Below are 18,621 nucleotides of genomic sequence, written 5' to 3' on the forward strand. Positions count from 1 at the left end.
TATGTCACAAGTTTAAAACACCTTGTTTTTTCATTGCGCTGCGTCACGTTTTATTAAAGGTAATTTCTTGCCGATGGTCTCGATAATATAAAGTACCGGGATCTGCGTGGTAATATTATATTGACCTTCAAGCACGATTTGCGGCATATGATAAGAGATGTTCAGATCGGCCATCCGCGCCAGCGTTGAGTTCTCGCTGTTGGTCAGGCTGATAATCTTGCAGTTATGCTGGCTGAACTGGGTGGCAAAACGCAGGACTTCTTCTGTTTCACCGGAGACTGAAAGAATAATAGCGATAGCGTCTTTATACATATCGCTGTTGATCGGAAAATAAGGGTCATCAATAAAGGTGCTGAATTTACCGACATTCGAGAAAAAACGTGCGCTGTATTTACCCAGTGAGCCGGATGTTCCCACGCCGACAAATATAATGCGCTGTGCATTAGCAATTTGTATCGCGGCCTGATCTAATAATTCATCAAATTCACTGTTATTAATACTTTTGAAATAACTGATTATTTCGCTGATGCCGAATGACACAGGCGGTTTTTCTTCATGTTCTAAAAACAGTTTAAAACGGATGCGAAATTCCGAGTAGCCGTCGCAATCCATTTTTTTACAGAACCGTAGCACCGTGGTGGTGGACACTCCAGAGGCGTCCGCCAGTTCACGGATAGTCATGTACATCACTTTGTCGCCATTTTTGACGATGTAGTTATAAACCGTCAGTTCCAGTTCGTTTAACGCGGAAATGGCTTTGTGAGTGAACATGTTGCTGCCTGTCAGATAATGGAAAGCGAAAACGCAGTTACAGGTATTTTATCATCGTCACTTCGCAATCGACATGACCTGTATTCCCCATTGCGCCATCAATGTGCTGGAAACCGAGACGCTCGTACAGCGCGATAGCCTGGGTCAGACTGGCAGTGGTTTCCAGGTAGCAGCGGGCAAACCCCTGCTGGCGTGCATGGTCAATGGCCTGAAGCGCCAGACGTTTCGCCAGTCCCTGACCGCGCAGCGAAGGCATGAAGTACATCTTCTGCAACTCGCACAAATCGTCCTCAGCGCCTGACAGCGGGGCCATACCGCCACCACCGGCGACAACGCCGTCCAGCTCCACCACCCAGTAAGCACAGCGCGGCTGGCTGTAGCTTTCGTACAAATGGTCCAGGTTTGGGTCAGCCACGGTATAACCTTTATCTGCCGTGAGGCCAAATTCGGCGGACACGTGACGGATCACACTGGCGATCGCAGCATTATCTTCAGGGCGGATCGGGCGCACCAGGACGCTGACAGGGAGGGAGGTCGTCATGTTACTCACTCAATTTCCACTATAGGCAATCAAACAGACCGTTTTAATACCATTTTAGGGCGTGCAGATGCAACGCTGCCGTCCCCTCATCGTTCTAATACTTATCCCAAATGAGAATTTTTTTCATCTGAATTGTAAAGATTTTATTGCTTGATTGTATACGTGCGTGATTAAATATTCAGCGTTACACCAAGCACTACGCCTCTTTCTTCATTATAAGAGAGACGGTTTCTCATTCCTTTCAGGACGAAAGATAAAAATGTCTGATAATAATCAACACAACGATAGCCTGCATCAGGTTCGTTTTCATGGTAAGGGCGGGGAATATTTCGCAATCTGGCTGGTGAATGCTTTACTGACCATCGTCACTTTGGGGATTTATTCTGCGTGGGCGACAGTACGCCGTCGTCGTTATTTTCTGGGTAATACTGAAATAAATGGTGATCGCTTTGATTATCACGCCAGGCCAATTCAAATATTGAAAGGGCGTTTATTGGTGATCGCCGGTATTATTGTATTCTATATTTTAGCAGCGTTAATGCCGAAGCTGGCGTTGCTGTTCGTACTGGCATTTTTTGCTTTGCTGCCGTGGGTGATTGTCCGCAGTTGGCGTTACAATGCGATTATGACCAGTTACCGTGGCGTGCGTTTTAACTATCACTGCAAAGTGGGCCGTGCTTACTGGACCATGTACCTGTGCCCGATCCTGCTGATGCTGGCGCTGTATATTCCCATTATGTTTGTGGTATTGATCGCCGTTCAAAGTGCCAGTATCAGCGCGATATTGCTGAGCATGGTGTTGGTGGCTGTGGCATTAGTGCCGGGTGTTGCTGCGGTGCAGGGTATTATCAGCGCAATGACACATGATTTATACGTCAATAATATGTTCTTCGGAAAGACGGCGTTTCGCGCCGAATTGAAGAAGGCGGCCTTTATTAAATACAGCCTGCTGGGCATTTTATTATTCCTGCCGTTCCTGATTTTTGCCTTCTGGCTGATGGGCTCGTTCTTCACGACGATATACCAGATGGTCTTAATGGGCGGCATGTCTGATGAAATGGCCGCCGCGATGCTGATGAGCAATATGTTCGATTTCTTCTTTGCCATCGTCATTCTTCTGGTCGGTTCGCTGGTGGTTGCCAGCTACCAGGTGGTCGCGGTTCGCAATTACGTGTTTAACCAGACACGTATCGGCGACGGTGTAAAACTGCATTCCTCCATGAAAACGCTGTCCTATCTGGGGCTGCTGTTCACCAACGCGCTGATCGTGGTGTTCTCACTGGGTCTGGCAACGCCGGTGGCCCATGTGCGTTCTGCGCGTTACGTGGCCGCATCAACGGCTGTTTCTGGCGACCTGTCGTTGCTGGACGTTCAGGCGCACGGCGACTCTGCCAATACGGCTGTTGCGGAAGAAGTGGCGCAGGCATTTGATCTTGGTGTCGGTCTGTAACACATGAATATTGAAGGCTTTTATCAGCCTCCGGGACGGGCAGCGCGTGAGGCTGCCCGCCTTTTTCTGGAAAACGGGCAGTTTGTGACGCTGGATACGCCTGAATCACAAACCCGCTTTACCCTCAGTGAGATTGACGTTTCTGATGCGCTGGGCACCATTCCCTTGTTTCTTACGTTCCCCGACGGAAGCCGTTTTGTTCCCGCTGATGATGCAGCGTTTCGCCACTGGTTACTCAAACATCGCAAGCCGGGCTGGGTCTATCGTATGGAAAGCCATAAACGTGGCGTTGTCCTTACGCTGCTGGCGACCTGTCTGCTGATCGTTTTCTACGTCTATGGATTACTGCCGTGGGCCAGCAATGCGATTGCGCTGCGCATTCCGACCACGATTGAGCAAAACCTCGGTCGTCATACGATGACGCTTCTCCGGGCCAGTGATTTTCAGGATTCAGCGTTACCGCCAGATCGGCAGAAAGCGCTTCAGGTTCTGTTCAGCCAGGTAACGCCGCCGTCGTTGCGCAATGACCGGACACCAGTCAGCCTGAAACTGATGAATATTCCCGATGTGGCCAATGCGTTTATGCTGTCTGACGGCACGCTGGTCCTCAGCGACAATCTGGTCGCCCTCAGCCCCGGCGATGACGCGCTGGCGGCGGTGATGCTGCATGAGATAGGTCATCACGTTTACCGTCATCCGATGCGCATGCTGGTGCGTTCTTCGCTGGTTTCGCTGACGCTGTTGTGGATGACCGGTGATGTCAGCGGTATCGGCGATACTTTGCTGCAAACCGCGTCTCTTGCCAATGAGTTGCAGTTCTCACGCGGTATGGAACGCGATGCGGATGACTGGGCGATTGCGGAAATGAAGCGGGAAGGGCGTTCACTTGAGCAGATGGCGCAAATGTATTCGCTGCTCGTAGCAAAATCGCAGAAAGAAGAAATCAGTGACAGCAGCCTGCCTGACTGGCTGAGTACGCACCCGGCGATGCAGTCGCGGGTGGAACATATTCGGGATGCCGCAAGGCAATAGCAGGTTTTAAATCACTGAATCTGATGCATAAAAAAGGCCGCTTGCGCGGCCTTCGTCATTTCAGGCATTCATCAACATTACAGCGCAGCGATAGTCGCTTTCTGTTCTGCAATTTTGATTTTGGCTTCGCCACAGGCTGCCAGACGGTCACGTTCTTTCGCGACAACGGCTTCTGGCGCACGCGCCACAAAACCTTCGTTAGACAGTTTGCCTTCGATAGAGGCAATCTCACCGTCTAGTTTCGCCATCTCTTTGTCCAGCCGCGCCAGTTCGGCGTCTTTATCAATCAGACCGGCCATTGGGATCAGCAGCTCAGCGCCTTCCACCAGTTTGGTGACGGACACTGGGCCTTTGTCGCCAGCAGACAGAATGGTGATGGATTCCAGACGCGCCAGAGACTGAATGAAGCTCAGGTTCTGTTCCACACGACGCTGTGCATCAGCACTTGCACCGCGCAGCAGCAGTTCCAGCGGCTTGGCCGGAGACAGGTTCATCTCGGCACGCACGTTACGGATAGCGATGATCGCCTGCTTGATCCACTCGAGATCGGCCAGCGCCAGTTCGTCTGCTTTCGCCGCGTCAAACTCAGGGAAAGGTTGCAGCATGATGGTCTCAGCCGTGATGCCTTTCAGTGATTTCACGCGCTGCCAGATGGTTTCTGTGATGAACGGAATGATCGGGTGCGCAAGACGCAGCAGACCTTCCAGCACTTCCACCAGCGTATGACGGGTGCCGCGCAGTTGTGCTTCGCTGCCGCCGTTCATGACCGGTTTGGTGAGTTCCAGATACCAGTCGCAGAACTGGTTCCATGTGAATTCATACAGAATGCTGGCGGCCAGATCGAAGCGGTAAGTATCCATCGCGTCGCGGTAGGCTTTCACTGTACGGTTATATTCCGCGAGGATCCAGCGGTCAGCCAGTGACAGCTCGAGTTCGCCGCCGTTCAGACCACAATCCTGATCTTCTGTGTTCATCAGCACAAAGCGGCTGGCGTTCCAGAGTTTGTTACAGAAGTTGCGGTAACCCTCAAGGCGCTTCATGTCCCAGTTGATGTCACGGCCTGTAGAAGCCAGCGCCGCCAGCGTGAAGCGCAGGGCGTCAGTGCCGTGCGGTTCGATGCCGTTCGGGAACTGCTTCTCGGTGCGCTTGCGGATTTTCTCAGCCAGCTGCGGCTGCATCATGTTGCCGGTACGTTTTTCCAGCAGGTCTTCCAGCGAGATACCGTCGATCATATCCAGCGGATCGATGACGTTACCTTTCGACTTGGACATTTTCTGCCCTTCGTCATCGCGGATAAGCCCGGTCATGTAAACGGTGTTAAACGGCACCTGCGGTTTACCGTTTTCGTCTTTCACGAAGTGCATGGTCATCATGATCATGCGCGCGATCCAGAAGAAGATGATGTCGAAGCCGCTGACTACTACGCTTGAAGGGTGGAAGGCTTTGAGATCAGGCGTCTGTTCTGGCCAGCCCAGCGTGGAGAACGTCCACAGACCGGAAGAGAACCAGGTATCGAGCACGTCTTCATCTTGTGTCAGCACCACGTCTGCACCCAGATTGTTTTCGCTGCGTACTTCCGCTTCATCACGGCCAACGAACACGTTGCCTTCGGCGTCATACCACGCCGGAATACGGTGTCCCCACCACAGCTGACGGGAAATACACCAGTCCTGAATGTCACGCATCCAACTGAAGTACATGTTCTCGTACTGTTTTGGTACGAACTGAATTTCGCCCGTTTCTACGGCTTCCACCGCAACTTTCGCCAGCGGCGCCGTACGCACGTACCACTGGTCGGTCAGCATTGGCTCGATCACCACGCCGCCACGGTCGCCATAAGGCACGGTCAAATCGTGAGGTTTGATCTCTTCGAGCAGGCCGGCTTCTTCAAACGCCGCCACCACGGCTTTACGCGCTGCAAAGCGCTCAAGGCCACGGAACTGCTCTGGAATGTCGTTGCTGCACGCGTCGCTTTCTTCACCGTTGGTGTCGAACACCTCAGCGGTCTGACGGATATCGCCGTCGAACGTCAGGATATTGATCATCGGCAGGCCGTGACGTTTACCGACTTCATAGTCGTTAAAGTCGTGCGCCGGGGTGATCTTCACACAGCCGGTGCCTTTTTCCATGTCGGCGTGTTCATCACCCAGAATTGGAATGCGACGACCAACCAGCGGCAGAATGATCTCTTTGCCGATCAGGTCTTTGTAACGCGGATCTTCCGGGTTCACTGCCACGCCGGTATCACCGAGTACGGTTTCCGGACGGGTGGTGGCGACCACCAGATAATCTTTACCTTCAGCCGTTTTCGCGCCGTCAGCCAGCGGATAACGCAGATGCCACATGGATCCTTTGGACTCGCGGTTTTCGACTTCGAGGTCAGAAATCGCGGTGCGCAGTTTCGGATCCCAGTTCACCAGACGTTTGCCACGGTAAATCAGGTCTTCTTTGTACAGACGGACAAATACTTCGCGTACGGCGTTGGACAAGCCTTCGTCCATGGTGAAGCGCTCGCGCTCCCAGTCCACGGAGTCGCCGAGACGGCGCATCTGGCGGGTGATGGTGCCGCCAGACTCTGCTTTCCAGTCCCAGATTTTGTCGATGAATGCTTCACGGCCGTAGTCGTGGCGGGTTTTGCCTTCCTCAGCAGCGATCTTACGCTCAACCACCATTTGCGTTGCGATACCCGCATGGTCAGTCCCCGCCTGCCACAGGGTGTTTTTACCCTGCATGCGCTGATAGCGGATCATGGCGTCCATGATGGTTTGCTGGAAAGCATGACCCATGTGCAAGCTGCCGGTTACGTTCGGCGGCGGGATCATGATGGCAAAGCTTTCTTTACTGGTATCACCATGTGGCTTGAAATAGCCCTGTTGTTCCCAGTGCTCGTAAAGCGGCTGCTCGATGTCTTGCGGGTTATATGTCTTATCCATTTCGCTTCGTATTTTCGTCGGTCGATGTGGTGACTGAGGGCGGCGTGGCCGTCGTCAAAGAGAAACCCACGCTGCGATAGGCTTTGTAGCGTTCGCGCGCAAGTTGTTTAAGGGAATCTTCGTAAGGAACGAAGTCTACCACTTCATGGAAAGCAGTAGCAAAATCTGCAAACTCAGGTAAAAGGCTGATCAGCAGGTCGCGCGGCGCATTGCCCCGCTTGCCCGGCCAGCAGAGCTCCACCGGTGCGCCAAAACGCGGGCCTTCCCCCGCCAGATTGTGCGGCACGAAGTGGGTCGGATCGCGCTTCCAGAGTGCTTCATCCAGACGCTCGGCCTGTGCCTGACTTTCACAAGCCAGCAGGACACGTTTGCCCATCCGGTAACGTTCAGCGGCGACCTGACAGGCCAGCGCTTCGTGCGAGCTGAGCTCGCCACTGGCATCCGGCGCATCGAGAAGAAAGAAGGTTGCCTGTTTCATGATGAGTTCACTGTGCTGCTGAGAAAAAACAGGGGCGCAACTGGGTGCGCCCGCCTGTGAAGGGTTTGGCGAACCAAACCCTGATTGTCAAAATTATACCTTATTTGACGGGTGAATCAGATCATTCATCACCGTCAAGACCGGCACGGTTCAGCAGGAACTGTGCGAGCAGGGCGACAGGACGACCGGTTGCGCCTTTATTTTTACCTGAACGCCACGCCGTACCGGCGATGTCCAGATGCGCCCAGCTGTATTTACGGGTGAAGCGCGACAGGAAGCAACCGGCGGTGATAGCACCACCCGCACGGCCACCGATGTTCGCCATATCCGCAAAGTTGGAATCCAGCTGTTCCTGATACTCATCAGCCAGCGGCAGACGCCATGCGCGGTCACCCGCCTGTTCAGATGCGCCGATAAGCTCATGCGCCAGCGGATTGTGGTTCGACAGCAAACCGGTGATGTGATGGCCAAGGGCGATCACACAGGCACCGGTCAGCGTGGCGACGTCAATCACCAGCTCAGGATCGAAACGTTCAACGTAAGTCAGCGCATCGCACAGTACCAGACGGCCTTCGGCATCAGTATTGAGCACCTCGACGGTCTGGCCGGACATTGACGTCAGCACATCGCCCGGACGGAACGCCTGACCGCCAGGCATGTTTTCACAGCCTGCCAGCACGCCCACGACGTTGAGTGGCAGATTCAGTTCGGCAACCACGCGCATTGCGCCATAGACCGCTGCTGCGCCGCACATGTCGTACTTCATTTCATCCATGTCAGCCGCAGGCTTGATGGAAATACCGCCGGAATCGAAGGTCAGGCCTTTACCGACGAGCACGATAGGCTTAGCGTCCGGATTCGGATTGCCCTTATATTCCATCACCGACATCAGCGATTCGTTTTTCGAACCCTGACCAACGGCCAGATAGGCATTCATCCCCAGCTCTTTCATCTGCTGTTCGCCGATGACGCGCGTGGTGATGTTGGTGCTGAACGCGTCGGCAAGCTGACGCGCCTGCGATGCCAGATAAGCGGCATTACAGATGTTAGGTGGCATGTTGCCGAGGTCTTTCGCCGCTTTGATACCGGCAGACACCGCCAGACCGTGCTGGATGGCGCGCTCACCGCTGGTCAGTTCACGGCGCGTGGGCACGTTGAAGACCATTTTACGCAGCGGACGGCGCGGTTCGACTTTGTTGCTTTTCAGCTGGTCGAAGGTATAAAGCGATTCTTTGGAGGTTTCGACCGCCTGACGCACTTTCCAATAAGTATTACGCCCTTTTACATGCAGCTCTGTGAGGAAGCAAACGGCCTCCATAGAACCGGTGTCGTTGAGGGTGTTGATCGTTTTCTGGATAACTTGTTTGTACTGGCGCTCATCCAGTTCGCGTTCTTTGCCACAGCCAATCAGCAAAATGCGTTCTGAAAGAATATTCGGTACATGATGCAGCAACAGGGTCTGGCCCACTTTGCCTTCAAGTTCGCCACGGCGAAGCAGGGCGCTGATGTAGCCATCACTGATTTTATCGAGTTGTTCGGCAATCGGTGACAGACGGCGAGGTTCGAAAACGCCGACTACAATACAGGCACTGCGTTGTTTTTCCGGGCTACCGCTTTTTACGCTGAACTCCATGCACTCTCCTGAATCTTAAAGACAAGGGCGGGAGGTACGGCTAGAATGGGTCGCCGGAGACACTCTCCCGTCATTGTGTTAACGACCTGTGTTAACCTTAAACGGCGTTAGTTTTTATTTTGGCGGCTATAAGCATGTTCCTATAGGACACCCCAATTCTCGGTGTTGTAATACTATTTTAGCTGTGAAGGTTGCCATATGATGAGAATAAATGACGGATTAGCGATGAAACTAGCGATTTTCCTTCAAAAAGACAAGTTTTCACAGGCGTATTAAGCGTGATCATCATTAGATATCTGGTTAGGGAAACCTTCAAGAGCCAATTTGCCATTCTCTTCATTCTGCTTCTCATCTTCTTTTGTCAGAAGCTGGTCAGAGTGCTTGGAGCGGCAGTCGATGGCGATATCCCAACAAATTTAGTTCTGTCACTTCTGGGTTTAGGTATTCCGGAAATGGCGCAGCTTATTCTTCCTCTCAGCCTTTTCCTCGGCTTACTGATGACGCTCGGGAAACTGTATACCGACAGTGAAATCACAGTCATGCACGCCTGTGGTCTCGGAAAACGGTCACTGGTCATCGCTGCACTGGTTTTGGCGTTATTTACCTCAGTTTTCGCCGGCATCAACGCTATCTGGCTCAGCCCCTGGTCATCCAAGCATCAGGATGCGGTTCTGGCGGAAGCTAAAGCCAACCCGAGCATGGCGGCGATGGTTGAAGGCCAGTTCCAGCAGGCGCAGAACGGCAATGCCGTGCTGTTCGTCGGCAACGTGAAGGGCAAAGAATTCCATAACGTTTTCCTGGCGCAGCTTCGTCCGAGTGGTAACCAGCGTCCTTCCGTCGTGGTGGCTGATAAAGGCCACATGCTGCAGCGCCCGGACGGTTCTCAGGTTGTCACCCTGGATCAGGGAACCCGCTACGAAGGAACCGCGCTGCTCCGAGACTTCCGTATTACCGATTTCACCGACTATCTCGCCGTGATCGGCCATCAGACCGTGCAGCTTGACCCGAATGAGTCCGATCAGATGACCATGACGCAACTGTGGCACTCCGATGAACCGGAAGCGCGTGCAGAGCTGAACTGGCGCTTAACGCTGATCGTGTCAGTCTTCATCATGGCGCTGTTAGTGGTTCCGCTGAGTGTGGTAAACCCGCGTCAGGGTCGCGTACTGAGTATGTTACCGGCGATTCTGCTTTATCTGATTTTCTTCCTGCTGCAAACCTCGCTGCGCTCTAACGGCGCCAAAGGCAAGCTGGATCCGATGATTTGGATGTGGGGAACGAACCTGGTCTACTTCGGGCTGGCATTGATTCTGAATGCATGGGATACGTTGCCGGTTCGTAAGTTCCGCGCACGCTTGAGAGGAGCAGCCTGATGTTTGGCGTATTAGACCGGTACATCGGTCGCACTATCTTCAACACCATCATGATGACGCTTTTCATGCTGGTGTCACTCTCTGGCATCATCAAGTTTGTCGACCAGTTGCGTAAAGTCGGGCAGGGCGGATATTCAGCGGCGGGCGCAGGGCTTTACACCTTACTCAGCGTGCCAAAAGATATCGAAATCTTCTTCCCGATGGCGGCACTGCTGGGCGCATTGCTGGGTCTGGGTACGCTGGCAACGCGCAGTGAGCTGGTGGTGATGCAGGCTTCTGGTTTCACCCGTATGCAGATTGCTGCATCGGTGATGAAAACCGCGATCCCGCTGGTGCTGCTGACCATGGCAATTGGTGAGTGGGTAGCACCGCAGGGCGAACAGATGGCGCGTAATTACCGTGCGCAGCAGATGTACGGCGGCTCACTGCTTTCTACTCAGAACGGATTGTGGGCGAAAGACGGTCATGACTTTATCTATATCGAACGCGTGGCGGGCGAGAAAGAGCTGACTGGCGTGAACATCTACCATTTTGATAACGAGAATAAACTTCAGTCTGTGCGTTATGCCTCGTCCGCGACCTTCGATAACGGCGAGTGGAAATTGTCGCAGGTGGATGAATCCGACCTGACCGACAAGCTGCAAATCACCGGTTCCCAGACGCTGACCGGCGTGTGGAAGACTAACCTGACTCCGGACAAGCTGGGCGTCGTGGCGCTCGACCCGGATGCGCTGTCGATAAGCGGCCTCTACAACTACGTGAAATACCTGAAGCAGAGCGGGCAGGAGTCCAAACGTTATCAGCTCAACATGTGGAGCAAAATCTTCTCTCCACTGTCTGTTGCGGTGATGATGCTGATGGCGCTTTCGTTCATCTTCGGCCCGCTGCGCAGTGTACCGATGGGTGTGCGCGTGGTAACAGGGATTTGCTTCGGTTTCCTGTTCTATGTACTTGACCAGATTTTCGGTCCGCTGAGCCTGGTTTACAGCATTCCGCCGATATTAGGCGCGCTGTTGCCAAGCGGATTATTCTTCGTCATCAGCATGTATTTGCTGTTGAAGAAGAAGTAAACCGCCGCGTCAGAGACAAAAAAAGCAGGCTGAGCCTGCTTTTTTTACGTCTGTCTGTTGGCATCTGAACTGTCAGAGTTCGTTATTTCGCACCAGCTCGGCGACCAGATCGTTAACGCCATCGCTCATGTTTTTGAACTTGGTCAGCTCGCTGCGGGTGACCACAACGAACACGCCAATACCGCGCTGCGGTACCATCGCGACGTAGGTAATAAAGCCACCGCCGCCACCGGTTTTCTGGATGATGCGCGGCAGCAACGGGGTGGGCGCCATCGTTACCCATCCCATGCCCAGTGAGTCCGCCATGCCCGGTACGTCCATGCCTTTCAGCGACACTAAATCAGAACGTTTGTAGTACATCTTCTGCGCCATTTCGGCGGTAGTCGTGCGCTGCCCGAGGAACTGACGCATCCAGCGGCCCATGTCGGCTGGCGTGGAATACAGCCCGCCGCTGCCCGCTGCGGCAATAGTGTTGATGCAAGGGCTTGGACGCAGCCCGACCATCAGCCGTGAACACTGGCTGGCGTTAGGCGTCAGTGTGGTATCAGTCATCCCTAGCGGCTGGGTAATCTGTTCGCGTAGCAGCTGCGGATAGGGTTTATTGGCCGCTTTCGATAACGCATCGGAAAGCAGGTCAAACGCCAGATTTGAGTAAGACGCACGGGCACCCGGTGGGACGGTCAGTTTAGCAACGCTCAGCCAGTTCCAGCGATCGCTTTTGGTCGGCCAGGTAAAGACATTACGATGTGCCACGCCGCCCGGCTGCTCACGCGGCAGACCGCTGGTGTGTGTCGCCAGATTCAGCAACGTGATCGGATTGGTGCCGCTGTAACCTGGCACGCGGGCGCCGGCTGGCGCGTATTTACGCAGCGGGTCATTAATACTGACTTTGCCCTGCTGCGCCATTTTGACCAGCACTTCACTGGTGATGAGCTTGGTCAGCGAGGCGATGCGCACCACGGAGTCTTCACGCGGGCGCACATCGGAACCGGGGCGGGTTTCGCCAAAACTGCGGAAAACTTGTTGATTGTTATCCACCACCACCAGCGCCATTCCCATAGCGCCGCTGCCGTAAAAAATGTGTTCTGCATGGTCATCCACGACCTGCGACGCCAGACGCGCATTCTGCTGCGCATAGCTCCATAAAGGCGTACTGGCAAAGGCCAGCGCGAGGAGCGAAAGAGAGATTTTTTTCAACAAGCGGATATCCATCAACAGGCCATTAAGAATTTGTGATTTGTATACTAATGCGAAGTTTGAAAAACGGCATGGGAAAAAAGCGCTCAATCCTAAGATATTTGTCAGCAAAACCCTCTCGCAACGCGCCCAGTGCCTGTTTTTTCAACACTTAAACCGAACAAGGCGGGATAAGTATTGCGTGACCTGCTGGGCTGGGTATAATGCCCACGTTTTCCGCATACTACTTTCTGTGCCGAAGTGGCGAAATCGGTAGACGCAGTTGACTCAAAATCAACCGCCGCAAGGCGTGCCGGTTCGATTCCGGCCTTCGGCACCAACAGTATGTAAATAGACCTCAACTGAGGTCTTTTTTTATGTCTAAAATCCAGTCCCCGCAAGGCTCCTCTCGCTTTTTCAGTCAACATAAGTCAACCTGATTCAATCTACATCAACTTACTGATGCGGGTACAAATGCGGGTATATCCCGGTTCGATAATGTTTGTACCCACACAGACCCTTGAAAGGATACTCAACATGGCTCTGAGTGATGTGAAGGTTCGTACGGCCAAGCCTGAAGCAAAAGCTTATAAACTTACTGATGGCGACGGCATGGTTTTGCTGGTTCACCCGAACGGTTCTAAATATTGGCGACTGCGTTATCGCTTCGGCGGTAAAGAGAAGATGCTGGCGTTGGGGAAATACCCTGAAGTGTCATTGGCTGATGCCAGGGTACGACGTGAAGAAGCCCGCAAGCATTTAGCTAATGGTGTCGATCCCAGTGAGAATAAGAAAGCCGTTAAGGTAGAACAAGAGCAGGAAGTGATAACTTTTGAAGTGGTAGCCAGAGACTGGCACGCAAGTAATCAGAAGTGGTCTGAGGCGCACAGTGCACGAGTTCTGAAGAGCCTGGAGGATAACCTCTTTGCTGCGATTGGTTCGAGAAATATCGCTGAGCTAAAAACAAGAGATTTACTCACGCCCATTAAAGCCGTAGAGATGTCTGGACGTCTTGAAGTGGCGGCCCGTCTACAACAACGAACAACAGCAATTATGCGATTTGCCGTGCAGAGCGGTTTAATCGACTATAACCCCGCACAAGAGATCGCTGGAGCCGTTGCCACAGCTAAACGACAGCATGGTGCTGCGCTAGAACTTAATCGCATTCCTGAACTACTTCACCGTATCGACACATATACCGGCAGACCACTAACACGCTTAGCTGTCGAGCTGACGTTGTTAGTCTTCATTCGATCTAGCGAGTTACGTTTTGCTCGCTGGTCAGAAGTAGATTTTGAAACTGCAATGTGTACGATTCCGGGAGAGCGTGAGCCTTTGGAAGGTGTGAAGCATTCACATCGAGGATCGAAAATGCGTACTCCTCATCTTGTTCCTTTATCCCGCCAGGCTGTGACCATTCTGGAAAAGATCAAAAGCATGAGTGGAAACCGAGAGCTGATTTTCGTTGGTGATCACGATCCGCGTAAGCCGATGAGTGAGAATACGGTGAATAAGGCTCTGCGAGTGATGGGATACGATACGAAGGTTGAGGTTTGCGGGCATGGTTTCAGGACAATGGCTTGTAGTTCGTTGATTGAGTCGGGTTTGTGGTCGAAGGATGCTGTAGAGAGGCAGATGAGTCACCAGGAACGTAACTCGGTGCGCGCGGCTTATATTCATAAGGCCGAGCATTTGGGGGAGCGTAGGCTGATGTTGCAGTGGTGGGCGGATTATCTGGATGTGAATCGGGTTGAAGGGGTTAGTCCGTTTGATTTTGGAAGACAAAAAAGTAACAAGAATTAACCGAATGTGGAACGAAAACAATTTGGAGTAAGAAATATTTGCTGAGTTAACTGTGTTAATATACAGTAATAATAGGTAAATACTAATGACATTGATCGTACCCAATCATTAATGATCAGAGAATTTTAGATGGAAAATTTAAAAGGTTTTAATTTCATAGACTTATTTGCGGGCTTAGGTGGTTTTCATCTGGCTCTTAGAAAGCTTGGTGGCACATGTGTTTTTGCTGCCGAATGGAAAAAAAACCTGCAGGATTTATACGAAATCAATTTTAATATACGCCCTGCGGGTGATATTACTGAAGTTACTATCGATAATATACCTAACCATGATGTATTAACAGCTGGTTTCCCATGCCAACCATTTTCAAAAGCAGGGGAGCAATTAGGGTTCGAGTGTACGAAGCAAGGGAGTTTATTCTTTAATGTAGTCAATATTTTAGAATGTAAAAGACCTCATTATTTTATATTAGAGAATGTCCCGAATTTATTGAAGCATGATAATGGCAAAACTTGGATAAAAATACAAAAGCTTCTTGGTAGTGAAGGGCTGGGATACCATATTGATGCGGCAAAACTGTCGCCTCATAATTTCGGTATACCTCAAATTCGAGAACGTATATATATTGTTGGCTCTTTGGAACCACTATCGGAATTCAAATGGCCTAAACTAACAGAAGTTGAAACTTCAATAGATAGTATTTTGGATGATTATCCTGCTGAGGCTAAACCTCTTTCTTCACAAGTAGAAGAATGTTTGGGTGTATGGGATGCTTTCCTTAAAGCTTGCCCTAAAAATGTGCAACTACCATCGTTTCCTCTTTGGTCGATGGAATGGGGAGCAACGTATCCCTTTGAAAATGAAACACCATATTCAAGGAAAATACGACTAGGCTTAAATGGGCTCAAAGGCTTTAAAGGAAGTCATGGTCAAAAATTGGGCTATCTTAGAAATATTGAAGAAAGATGGGCTGCACTTCCTAGTCACGCAAGAACTGAAGATATGACTTTTCCAAAGTGGAAGAGAGATTTTCTTCGACAAAATAGAAAATTTTATCAGGACAATAAAGAATGGATAGATGCATGGCTGCCTTCAATTCTTAAGTTCCCTTCCAGTTTGCAAAAACTTGAATGGAATGTTCAGGGTGGCGAACATAATATCTGGTCTTATGTTTTACAATTTAGAGCTTCTGGAGTACGGGTAAAACGTAGGACTACTGCCCCAAGTCTTATAGCAATGACTGATACTCAAGTCCCTATAATTGCTTGGCAGAAACGTTATATGACTCCAAGAGAATGTGCTCGACTTCAAAGTTTAGAAGATTTAAAAGAGTTACCAGCTAGCCAAACGCAAGCCTTTCAGGCGCTAGGAAATGCTGTAAATTCTCAAGTGGTAGAGCACGTTGCTAAAGCACTTCTTTGTAAACAAACTATTGAAACATACGATACTGATGATATTGTAAAACGAGTAAAAAGTCTTTGCGAAAAGGAGGTTGCGTAAAATGAACTCCCATGAAGAGTTACTTGCCCCAATTGAAATTAGGCCTGAAGTTAATATACTTTCTGTATTAAGGCATCTTAACTATAAGCCGTGGTACGCTATTGCTGAATTTATTGATAATGCTATTCAAAGCTCAATAGCGAATAAAGATAAGCTTAATGATGCTAATAGTAATGCCTTCAAACTCAAAATTGATATTCGTTTAGATGCTACCCTGCCAGGGCAATTAATAATATGTGATAATGCCGCTGGAATTTCAACATCTGATTTCCCTCGCGCTTTCAGAACGGCGCAGTTACCCGATGATCGTACTGGACTCTCTGAGTTTGGTATGGGGATGAAAAGTGCCGCCTGTTGGTTTTCTGATTGTTGGAATGTTAGGACTAAAGCAATTGGTGAGAAAGTTGAAAGAAGTATAACTTTTGATGTTAAGAAAATTGTCGATGAAAATATTGATAATTTGAATACACAAACTAATGAAGTAGATGCAAATTATCACTATACAGTTGTTTCTTTGAGAAGGCTACATCATATACCTCAAGGAAGAACCATAGGAAAAATCAAAGAACATTTGTGTAGTATCTATCGTGTATTCCTAAGAGATGGGAATTTAGAAATAAATTTTAATGGAGAGCCTTTATGTTATAAATCTCCATCTATTCTCAAAGCACTAAAGTATATCTCTCCGGGGATAGTTGATAAAAGTTGTACTGAACCAATTGAATGGCGGAAAGATATAAAATTAGACTTGGGTAATGGACTTTTTGTAAAAGGTTTTGTAGCGCTCAGGGAAATTGGTTCAACGCATTATGCTGGATTTGCTCTATTTAGACGAGGTCGATTAATTATTGGAAGTTCGGATGAAACATATCGGCCAGAATATATTTTTAAAAGAACAAATAGTTTTCAATATCAAAGGCTATTTGGTGAACTCTATGTAGAAGGTTTCGAGGTTAGCCATACAAAAGATGGTTTCCGTTGGGAGGGGTATGAAGATATTTTTCTCGAGCGATTACGTGAAGAAATAGAAAATCCTCCATTAGACCTGATATCACAAGCTGAAAATTATCGTTCGCTCCCCACTAGAAAATCTATTGAAAAGCAAGCCGAATTAGCAACGGCAGTTGTTGCTGAATATATTGAGAATAATATTACTCCATTATTAACTGAGATAAAAGAGCACCCAGAAGAGCCTTCAGTAATTATGCAGGAAATGGCTCAGAGTTCATTGCAAGCATCTGAAAAAATAGTTAAGGTTTACGATGGTTCTTTCCAATGGGTGATTACTTTACGTACATCTGTTGATCCAGCTAGAGATGAGTGGGTTTCAATGGCGAAAATGCAGGAGGAAAAAAGTGATAATACGAATAGAATAAGGCGTTTGTTTATTGATCTATCATTAGCTCATCCATTTTCTACTAAGTTTCTTGGAACGTCTAATGAGAATATTGAACTATTCCTCCGCATAGCATCTGTAGTTTGTATATCACTTATTTTATCTGAGGATATTACTGGCGAGTCACCTGAAAGTTTCTTACATCATTTTAACTATCTACTACGAGGAGCGCTTACGCGTACGGTTTTTGAAAATGACAACATCGATTAAGATCATTAATAAAATACTTCCTCCTCTTCGGTGGGAGCCAAAACGTGGCGATGTCACAGAAGAGTTCCTACAAAGTAAATCTAAAGATCAAAATGGGCCAAGCTATAGTGACTTGACTGATGGCGAGAGTTCCATCCTCCAAGAAGCTCAACGAATATTAGGTCGGTGTTTACCACCAGAGGAAGTATCTGGTAGAGAGACTGGGTTAGTTGTGGGTTATGTTCAAAGTGGGAAAACATTATCATTTGAAACAGTTATTTCTTTAGCTCGGGATAACTGTTATGGAATGGTGATTGTTTTTGCTGGAACAAAAACAAATCTTCGAGAGCAATCAGAGGAGAGACTAATTAAGGATCTAGGTATTGATGAAGGTGAAAATTGGTATCATTTCTCAAATCCGAAAGGTGTTGCCAGTCAAATAAAAGACAGAATTGACTCTTGGAAAAAAAGGCCGATAAAGAAAAGAGCAGTGTTAATTACTGTCTTGAAACAAAGTGTACATCTTGAAAATCTATCAAGTGTTCTAGAAAACCTTCCTTTAGAGCAAGTTCCTGTTCTAATTATTGATGATGAGAGTGATCAGGCTAGTTTAAATACCTTAGCTGCTAAAATTCGCGCAGCGAAAGAGGATGAAACATCCAAAAGCACAATTTATGATCGGATTTGTAATGTCCGAGATAGGCTCCCACATCATTCATATTTGCAATATACAGCTACACCACAAGCAAATCTTTTAATCGCCCAGACAGATTTGCTTAACCCCAACTTTGCGGAATTAGTGACTCCAGGTCCAGCTTATACTGGGGGTAAAGATTTTTTTAAAAAAAAATCAAGCTTAGTAATTGATATTCCTTCATCAGAAGTCCCAAATAAAGACCACATTGTTATAGCGCCCCCTAAAAGTCTACTTAAAGCCCTGCGATATTTTTTATTAGTGGCTGCTTGTAGTGGTCAACAAAAACTGGCCACAGCTTTAGAGTTTTTCCAGAACAATCGTTCTGATTCATTCGGCGTCAAACCACCATTATATTGATGAGGTCTGAGCTGGCTGTAATATCCTGTGATGTAATTCGTTATTGCCGTGCTGGCTTCGCTAAAATTCGCGTAGCCATTATCCGGTACCCACTCTGTTTTCAGGCTTCTGAAGAACCGTTCCATTGGACTGTTATCCCAGCAATTTCCCCGGCGACTCAGGCTTTGCTTTATCTGATATCTCCACAGTAACTGTCTGAAATTCCTGCTGGTATAGTGACTG

The 18,621-nt window shown here is 49.4% G+C and carries 15 protein-coding genes and 1 tRNA gene; 9 read left to right on the top strand and 7 right to left on the bottom strand.

From position 1 onward, the window contains the following. Positions 1–30 precede the first annotated feature (30 nt). Positions 31–771, bottom strand: coding sequence for a MurR/RpiR family transcriptional regulator (locus TU92_RS21465; RefSeq protein ID WP_112169315.1), 741 nt, complete (start codon positions 769–771; stop codon positions 31–33). 37 nt (positions 772–808) lie between these two features. Beyond that, positions 809–1,312, bottom strand: a complete 504-nt coding sequence (locus tag TU92_RS21470) for a GNAT family N-acetyltransferase (RefSeq protein WP_112169317.1) — start codon at positions 1,310–1,312, stop codon at positions 809–811. Positions 1,313–1,571: 259 nt separating this feature from the next. On the opposite strand from TU92_RS21470, the gene TU92_RS21475 reads away from it, so the two are divergent. Next, complete coding sequence (locus TU92_RS21475) at positions 1,572–2,762, top strand: YjgN family protein (protein WP_112169319.1); 1,191 nt, start codon at positions 1,572–1,574, stop codon at positions 2,760–2,762. A gap of 3 nt (positions 2,763–2,765) precedes the next feature. After that, on the top strand, positions 2,766–3,794 hold the full coding sequence (locus TU92_RS21480) for a M48 family metallopeptidase (protein ID WP_112169321.1): 1,029 nt from the start codon (positions 2,766–2,768) through the stop codon (positions 3,792–3,794). Positions 3,795–3,871: 77 nt separating this feature from the next. Here TU92_RS21480 and TU92_RS21485 read toward each other — a convergent pair whose 3' ends face one another. The 3 genes from TU92_RS21485 to pepA form a co-directional block, all read right to left on the bottom strand. Next, positions 3,872–6,727, bottom strand: coding sequence for a valine--tRNA ligase (locus TU92_RS21485; protein ID WP_112169323.1), 2,856 nt, complete (start codon positions 6,725–6,727; stop codon positions 3,872–3,874). Further along, positions 6,720–7,205 carry a DNA polymerase III subunit chi gene (locus TU92_RS21490; RefSeq protein WP_112169325.1) on the bottom strand — a complete coding sequence of 162 codons (486 nt, stop codon included), beginning with the start codon at positions 7,203–7,205 and terminating at the stop codon, positions 6,720–6,722. Before TU92_RS21490 ends, TU92_RS21485 begins: the two co-directional genes overlap by 8 nt. Positions 7,206–7,326: 121 nt before the next feature. Then, the gene (gene pepA / locus TU92_RS21495) at positions 7,327–8,838 is read right to left on the bottom strand and encodes a leucyl aminopeptidase (RefSeq protein ID WP_112169327.1); all 1,512 of its coding nucleotides are present in this window, start codon (positions 8,836–8,838) and stop codon (positions 7,327–7,329) included. 278 nt (positions 8,839–9,116) lie between these two features. Between pepA and lptF the strand changes: the two genes are divergently transcribed. Both lptF and lptG read left to right on the top strand, forming a co-directional pair. Continuing rightward, positions 9,117–10,211 carry an LPS export ABC transporter permease LptF gene (gene lptF / locus TU92_RS21505; RefSeq protein WP_112169331.1) on the top strand — a complete coding sequence of 365 codons (1,095 nt, stop codon included), beginning with the start codon at positions 9,117–9,119 and terminating at the stop codon, positions 10,209–10,211. Then, a complete protein-coding gene (gene lptG / locus TU92_RS21510; protein ID WP_112169333.1) occupies positions 10,211–11,281 on the top strand; it encodes an LPS export ABC transporter permease LptG in 1,071 nt (356 codons plus the stop codon). Before lptF ends, lptG begins: the two co-directional genes overlap by 1 nt. Positions 11,282–11,353: 72 nt before the next feature. On the opposite strand, the gene ampH is transcribed toward lptG, so the two are convergent. Further along, a complete protein-coding gene (ampH, locus tag TU92_RS21515; protein ID WP_112169335.1) occupies positions 11,354–12,493 on the bottom strand; it encodes a D-alanyl-D-alanine-carboxypeptidase/endopeptidase AmpH in 1,140 nt (379 codons plus the stop codon). 219 nt (positions 12,494–12,712) lie between these two features. Between ampH and TU92_RS21520 the strand changes: the two genes are divergently transcribed. The 5 genes from TU92_RS21520 (at position 12,713) to TU92_RS22255 (ending at position 18,399) form a co-directional block, all read left to right on the top strand. After that, positions 12,713–12,797: transfer RNA gene (locus TU92_RS21520), tRNA-Leu, on the top strand. 197 nt (positions 12,798–12,994) lie between these two features. Then, the gene (locus TU92_RS21525) at positions 12,995–14,260 is read left to right on the top strand and encodes a tyrosine-type recombinase/integrase (RefSeq protein WP_112169337.1); all 1,266 of its coding nucleotides are present in this window, start codon (positions 12,995–12,997) and stop codon (positions 14,258–14,260) included. Between the two features lie 129 nt (positions 14,261–14,389). Then, a complete protein-coding gene (locus TU92_RS21530) occupies positions 14,390–15,760 on the top strand; it encodes a DNA cytosine methyltransferase (protein WP_112169339.1) in 1,371 nt (456 codons plus the stop codon). 1 nt (position 15,761) lies between these two features. Beyond that, positions 15,762–17,366 carry an ATP-binding protein gene (locus TU92_RS21535; RefSeq protein WP_112169341.1) on the top strand — a complete coding sequence of 535 codons (1,605 nt, stop codon included), beginning with the start codon at positions 15,762–15,764 and terminating at the stop codon, positions 17,364–17,366. Continuing rightward, on the top strand, positions 17,350–18,399 hold the full coding sequence (locus TU92_RS22255) for a hypothetical protein (protein WP_136627597.1): 1,050 nt from the start codon (positions 17,350–17,352) through the stop codon (positions 18,397–18,399). The genes TU92_RS21535 and TU92_RS22255 overlap by 17 nt, the downstream gene beginning before the upstream one ends. Here TU92_RS22255 and TU92_RS21540 read toward each other — a convergent pair. Then, a partial coding sequence (locus TU92_RS21540) for an integrase core domain-containing protein (protein ID WP_136627598.1) occupies positions 18,318–18,621 on the bottom strand: 304 nt, incomplete at its 5' end. The two genes, TU92_RS22255 and TU92_RS21540, sit on opposite strands and share 82 nt — an antisense overlap.

It is taken from the genome of Rahnella inusitata (genome assembly GCF_003263515.1).
In the GTDB taxonomy this organism is placed as follows: domain Bacteria; phylum Pseudomonadota; class Gammaproteobacteria; order Enterobacterales; family Enterobacteriaceae; genus Rahnella; species Rahnella inusitata.

Coding starts and splice junctions, on each gene's coding strand:
- TU92_RS21465 (WP_112169315.1), bottom strand. CDS start 771: ATGTTCACTCACAAAGCCATTTCCGCGTTAAACGAACTGGAACTGACG.
- TU92_RS21470 (WP_112169317.1), bottom strand. CDS start 1,312: ATGACGACCTCCCTCCCTGTCAGCGTCCTGGTGCGCCCGATCCGCCCT.
- TU92_RS21475 (WP_112169319.1), top strand. CDS start 1,572: ATGTCTGATAATAATCAACACAACGATAGCCTGCATCAGGTTCGTTTT.
- TU92_RS21480 (WP_112169321.1), top strand. CDS start 2,766: ATGAATATTGAAGGCTTTTATCAGCCTCCGGGACGGGCAGCGCGTGAG.
- TU92_RS21485 (WP_112169323.1), bottom strand. CDS start 6,727: ATGGATAAGACATATAACCCGCAAGACATCGAGCAGCCGCTTTACGAG.
- TU92_RS21490 (WP_112169325.1), bottom strand. CDS start 7,205: ATGAAACAGGCAACCTTCTTTCTTCTCGATGCGCCGGATGCCAGTGGC.
- pepA (WP_112169327.1), bottom strand. CDS start 8,838: ATGGAGTTCAGCGTAAAAAGCGGTAGCCCGGAAAAACAACGCAGTGCC.
- lptG (WP_112169333.1), top strand. CDS start 10,211: ATGTTTGGCGTATTAGACCGGTACATCGGTCGCACTATCTTCAACACC.
- ampH (WP_112169335.1), bottom strand. CDS start 12,493: ATGGATATCCGCTTGTTGAAAAAAATCTCTCTTTCGCTCCTCGCGCTG.
- TU92_RS21525 (WP_112169337.1), top strand. CDS start 12,995: ATGGCTCTGAGTGATGTGAAGGTTCGTACGGCCAAGCCTGAAGCAAAA.
- TU92_RS21530 (WP_112169339.1), top strand. CDS start 14,390: ATGGAAAATTTAAAAGGTTTTAATTTCATAGACTTATTTGCGGGCTTA.
- TU92_RS21535 (WP_112169341.1), top strand. CDS start 15,762: ATGAACTCCCATGAAGAGTTACTTGCCCCAATTGAAATTAGGCCTGAA.
- TU92_RS22255 (WP_136627597.1), top strand. CDS start 17,350: ATGACAACATCGATTAAGATCATTAATAAAATACTTCCTCCTCTTCGG.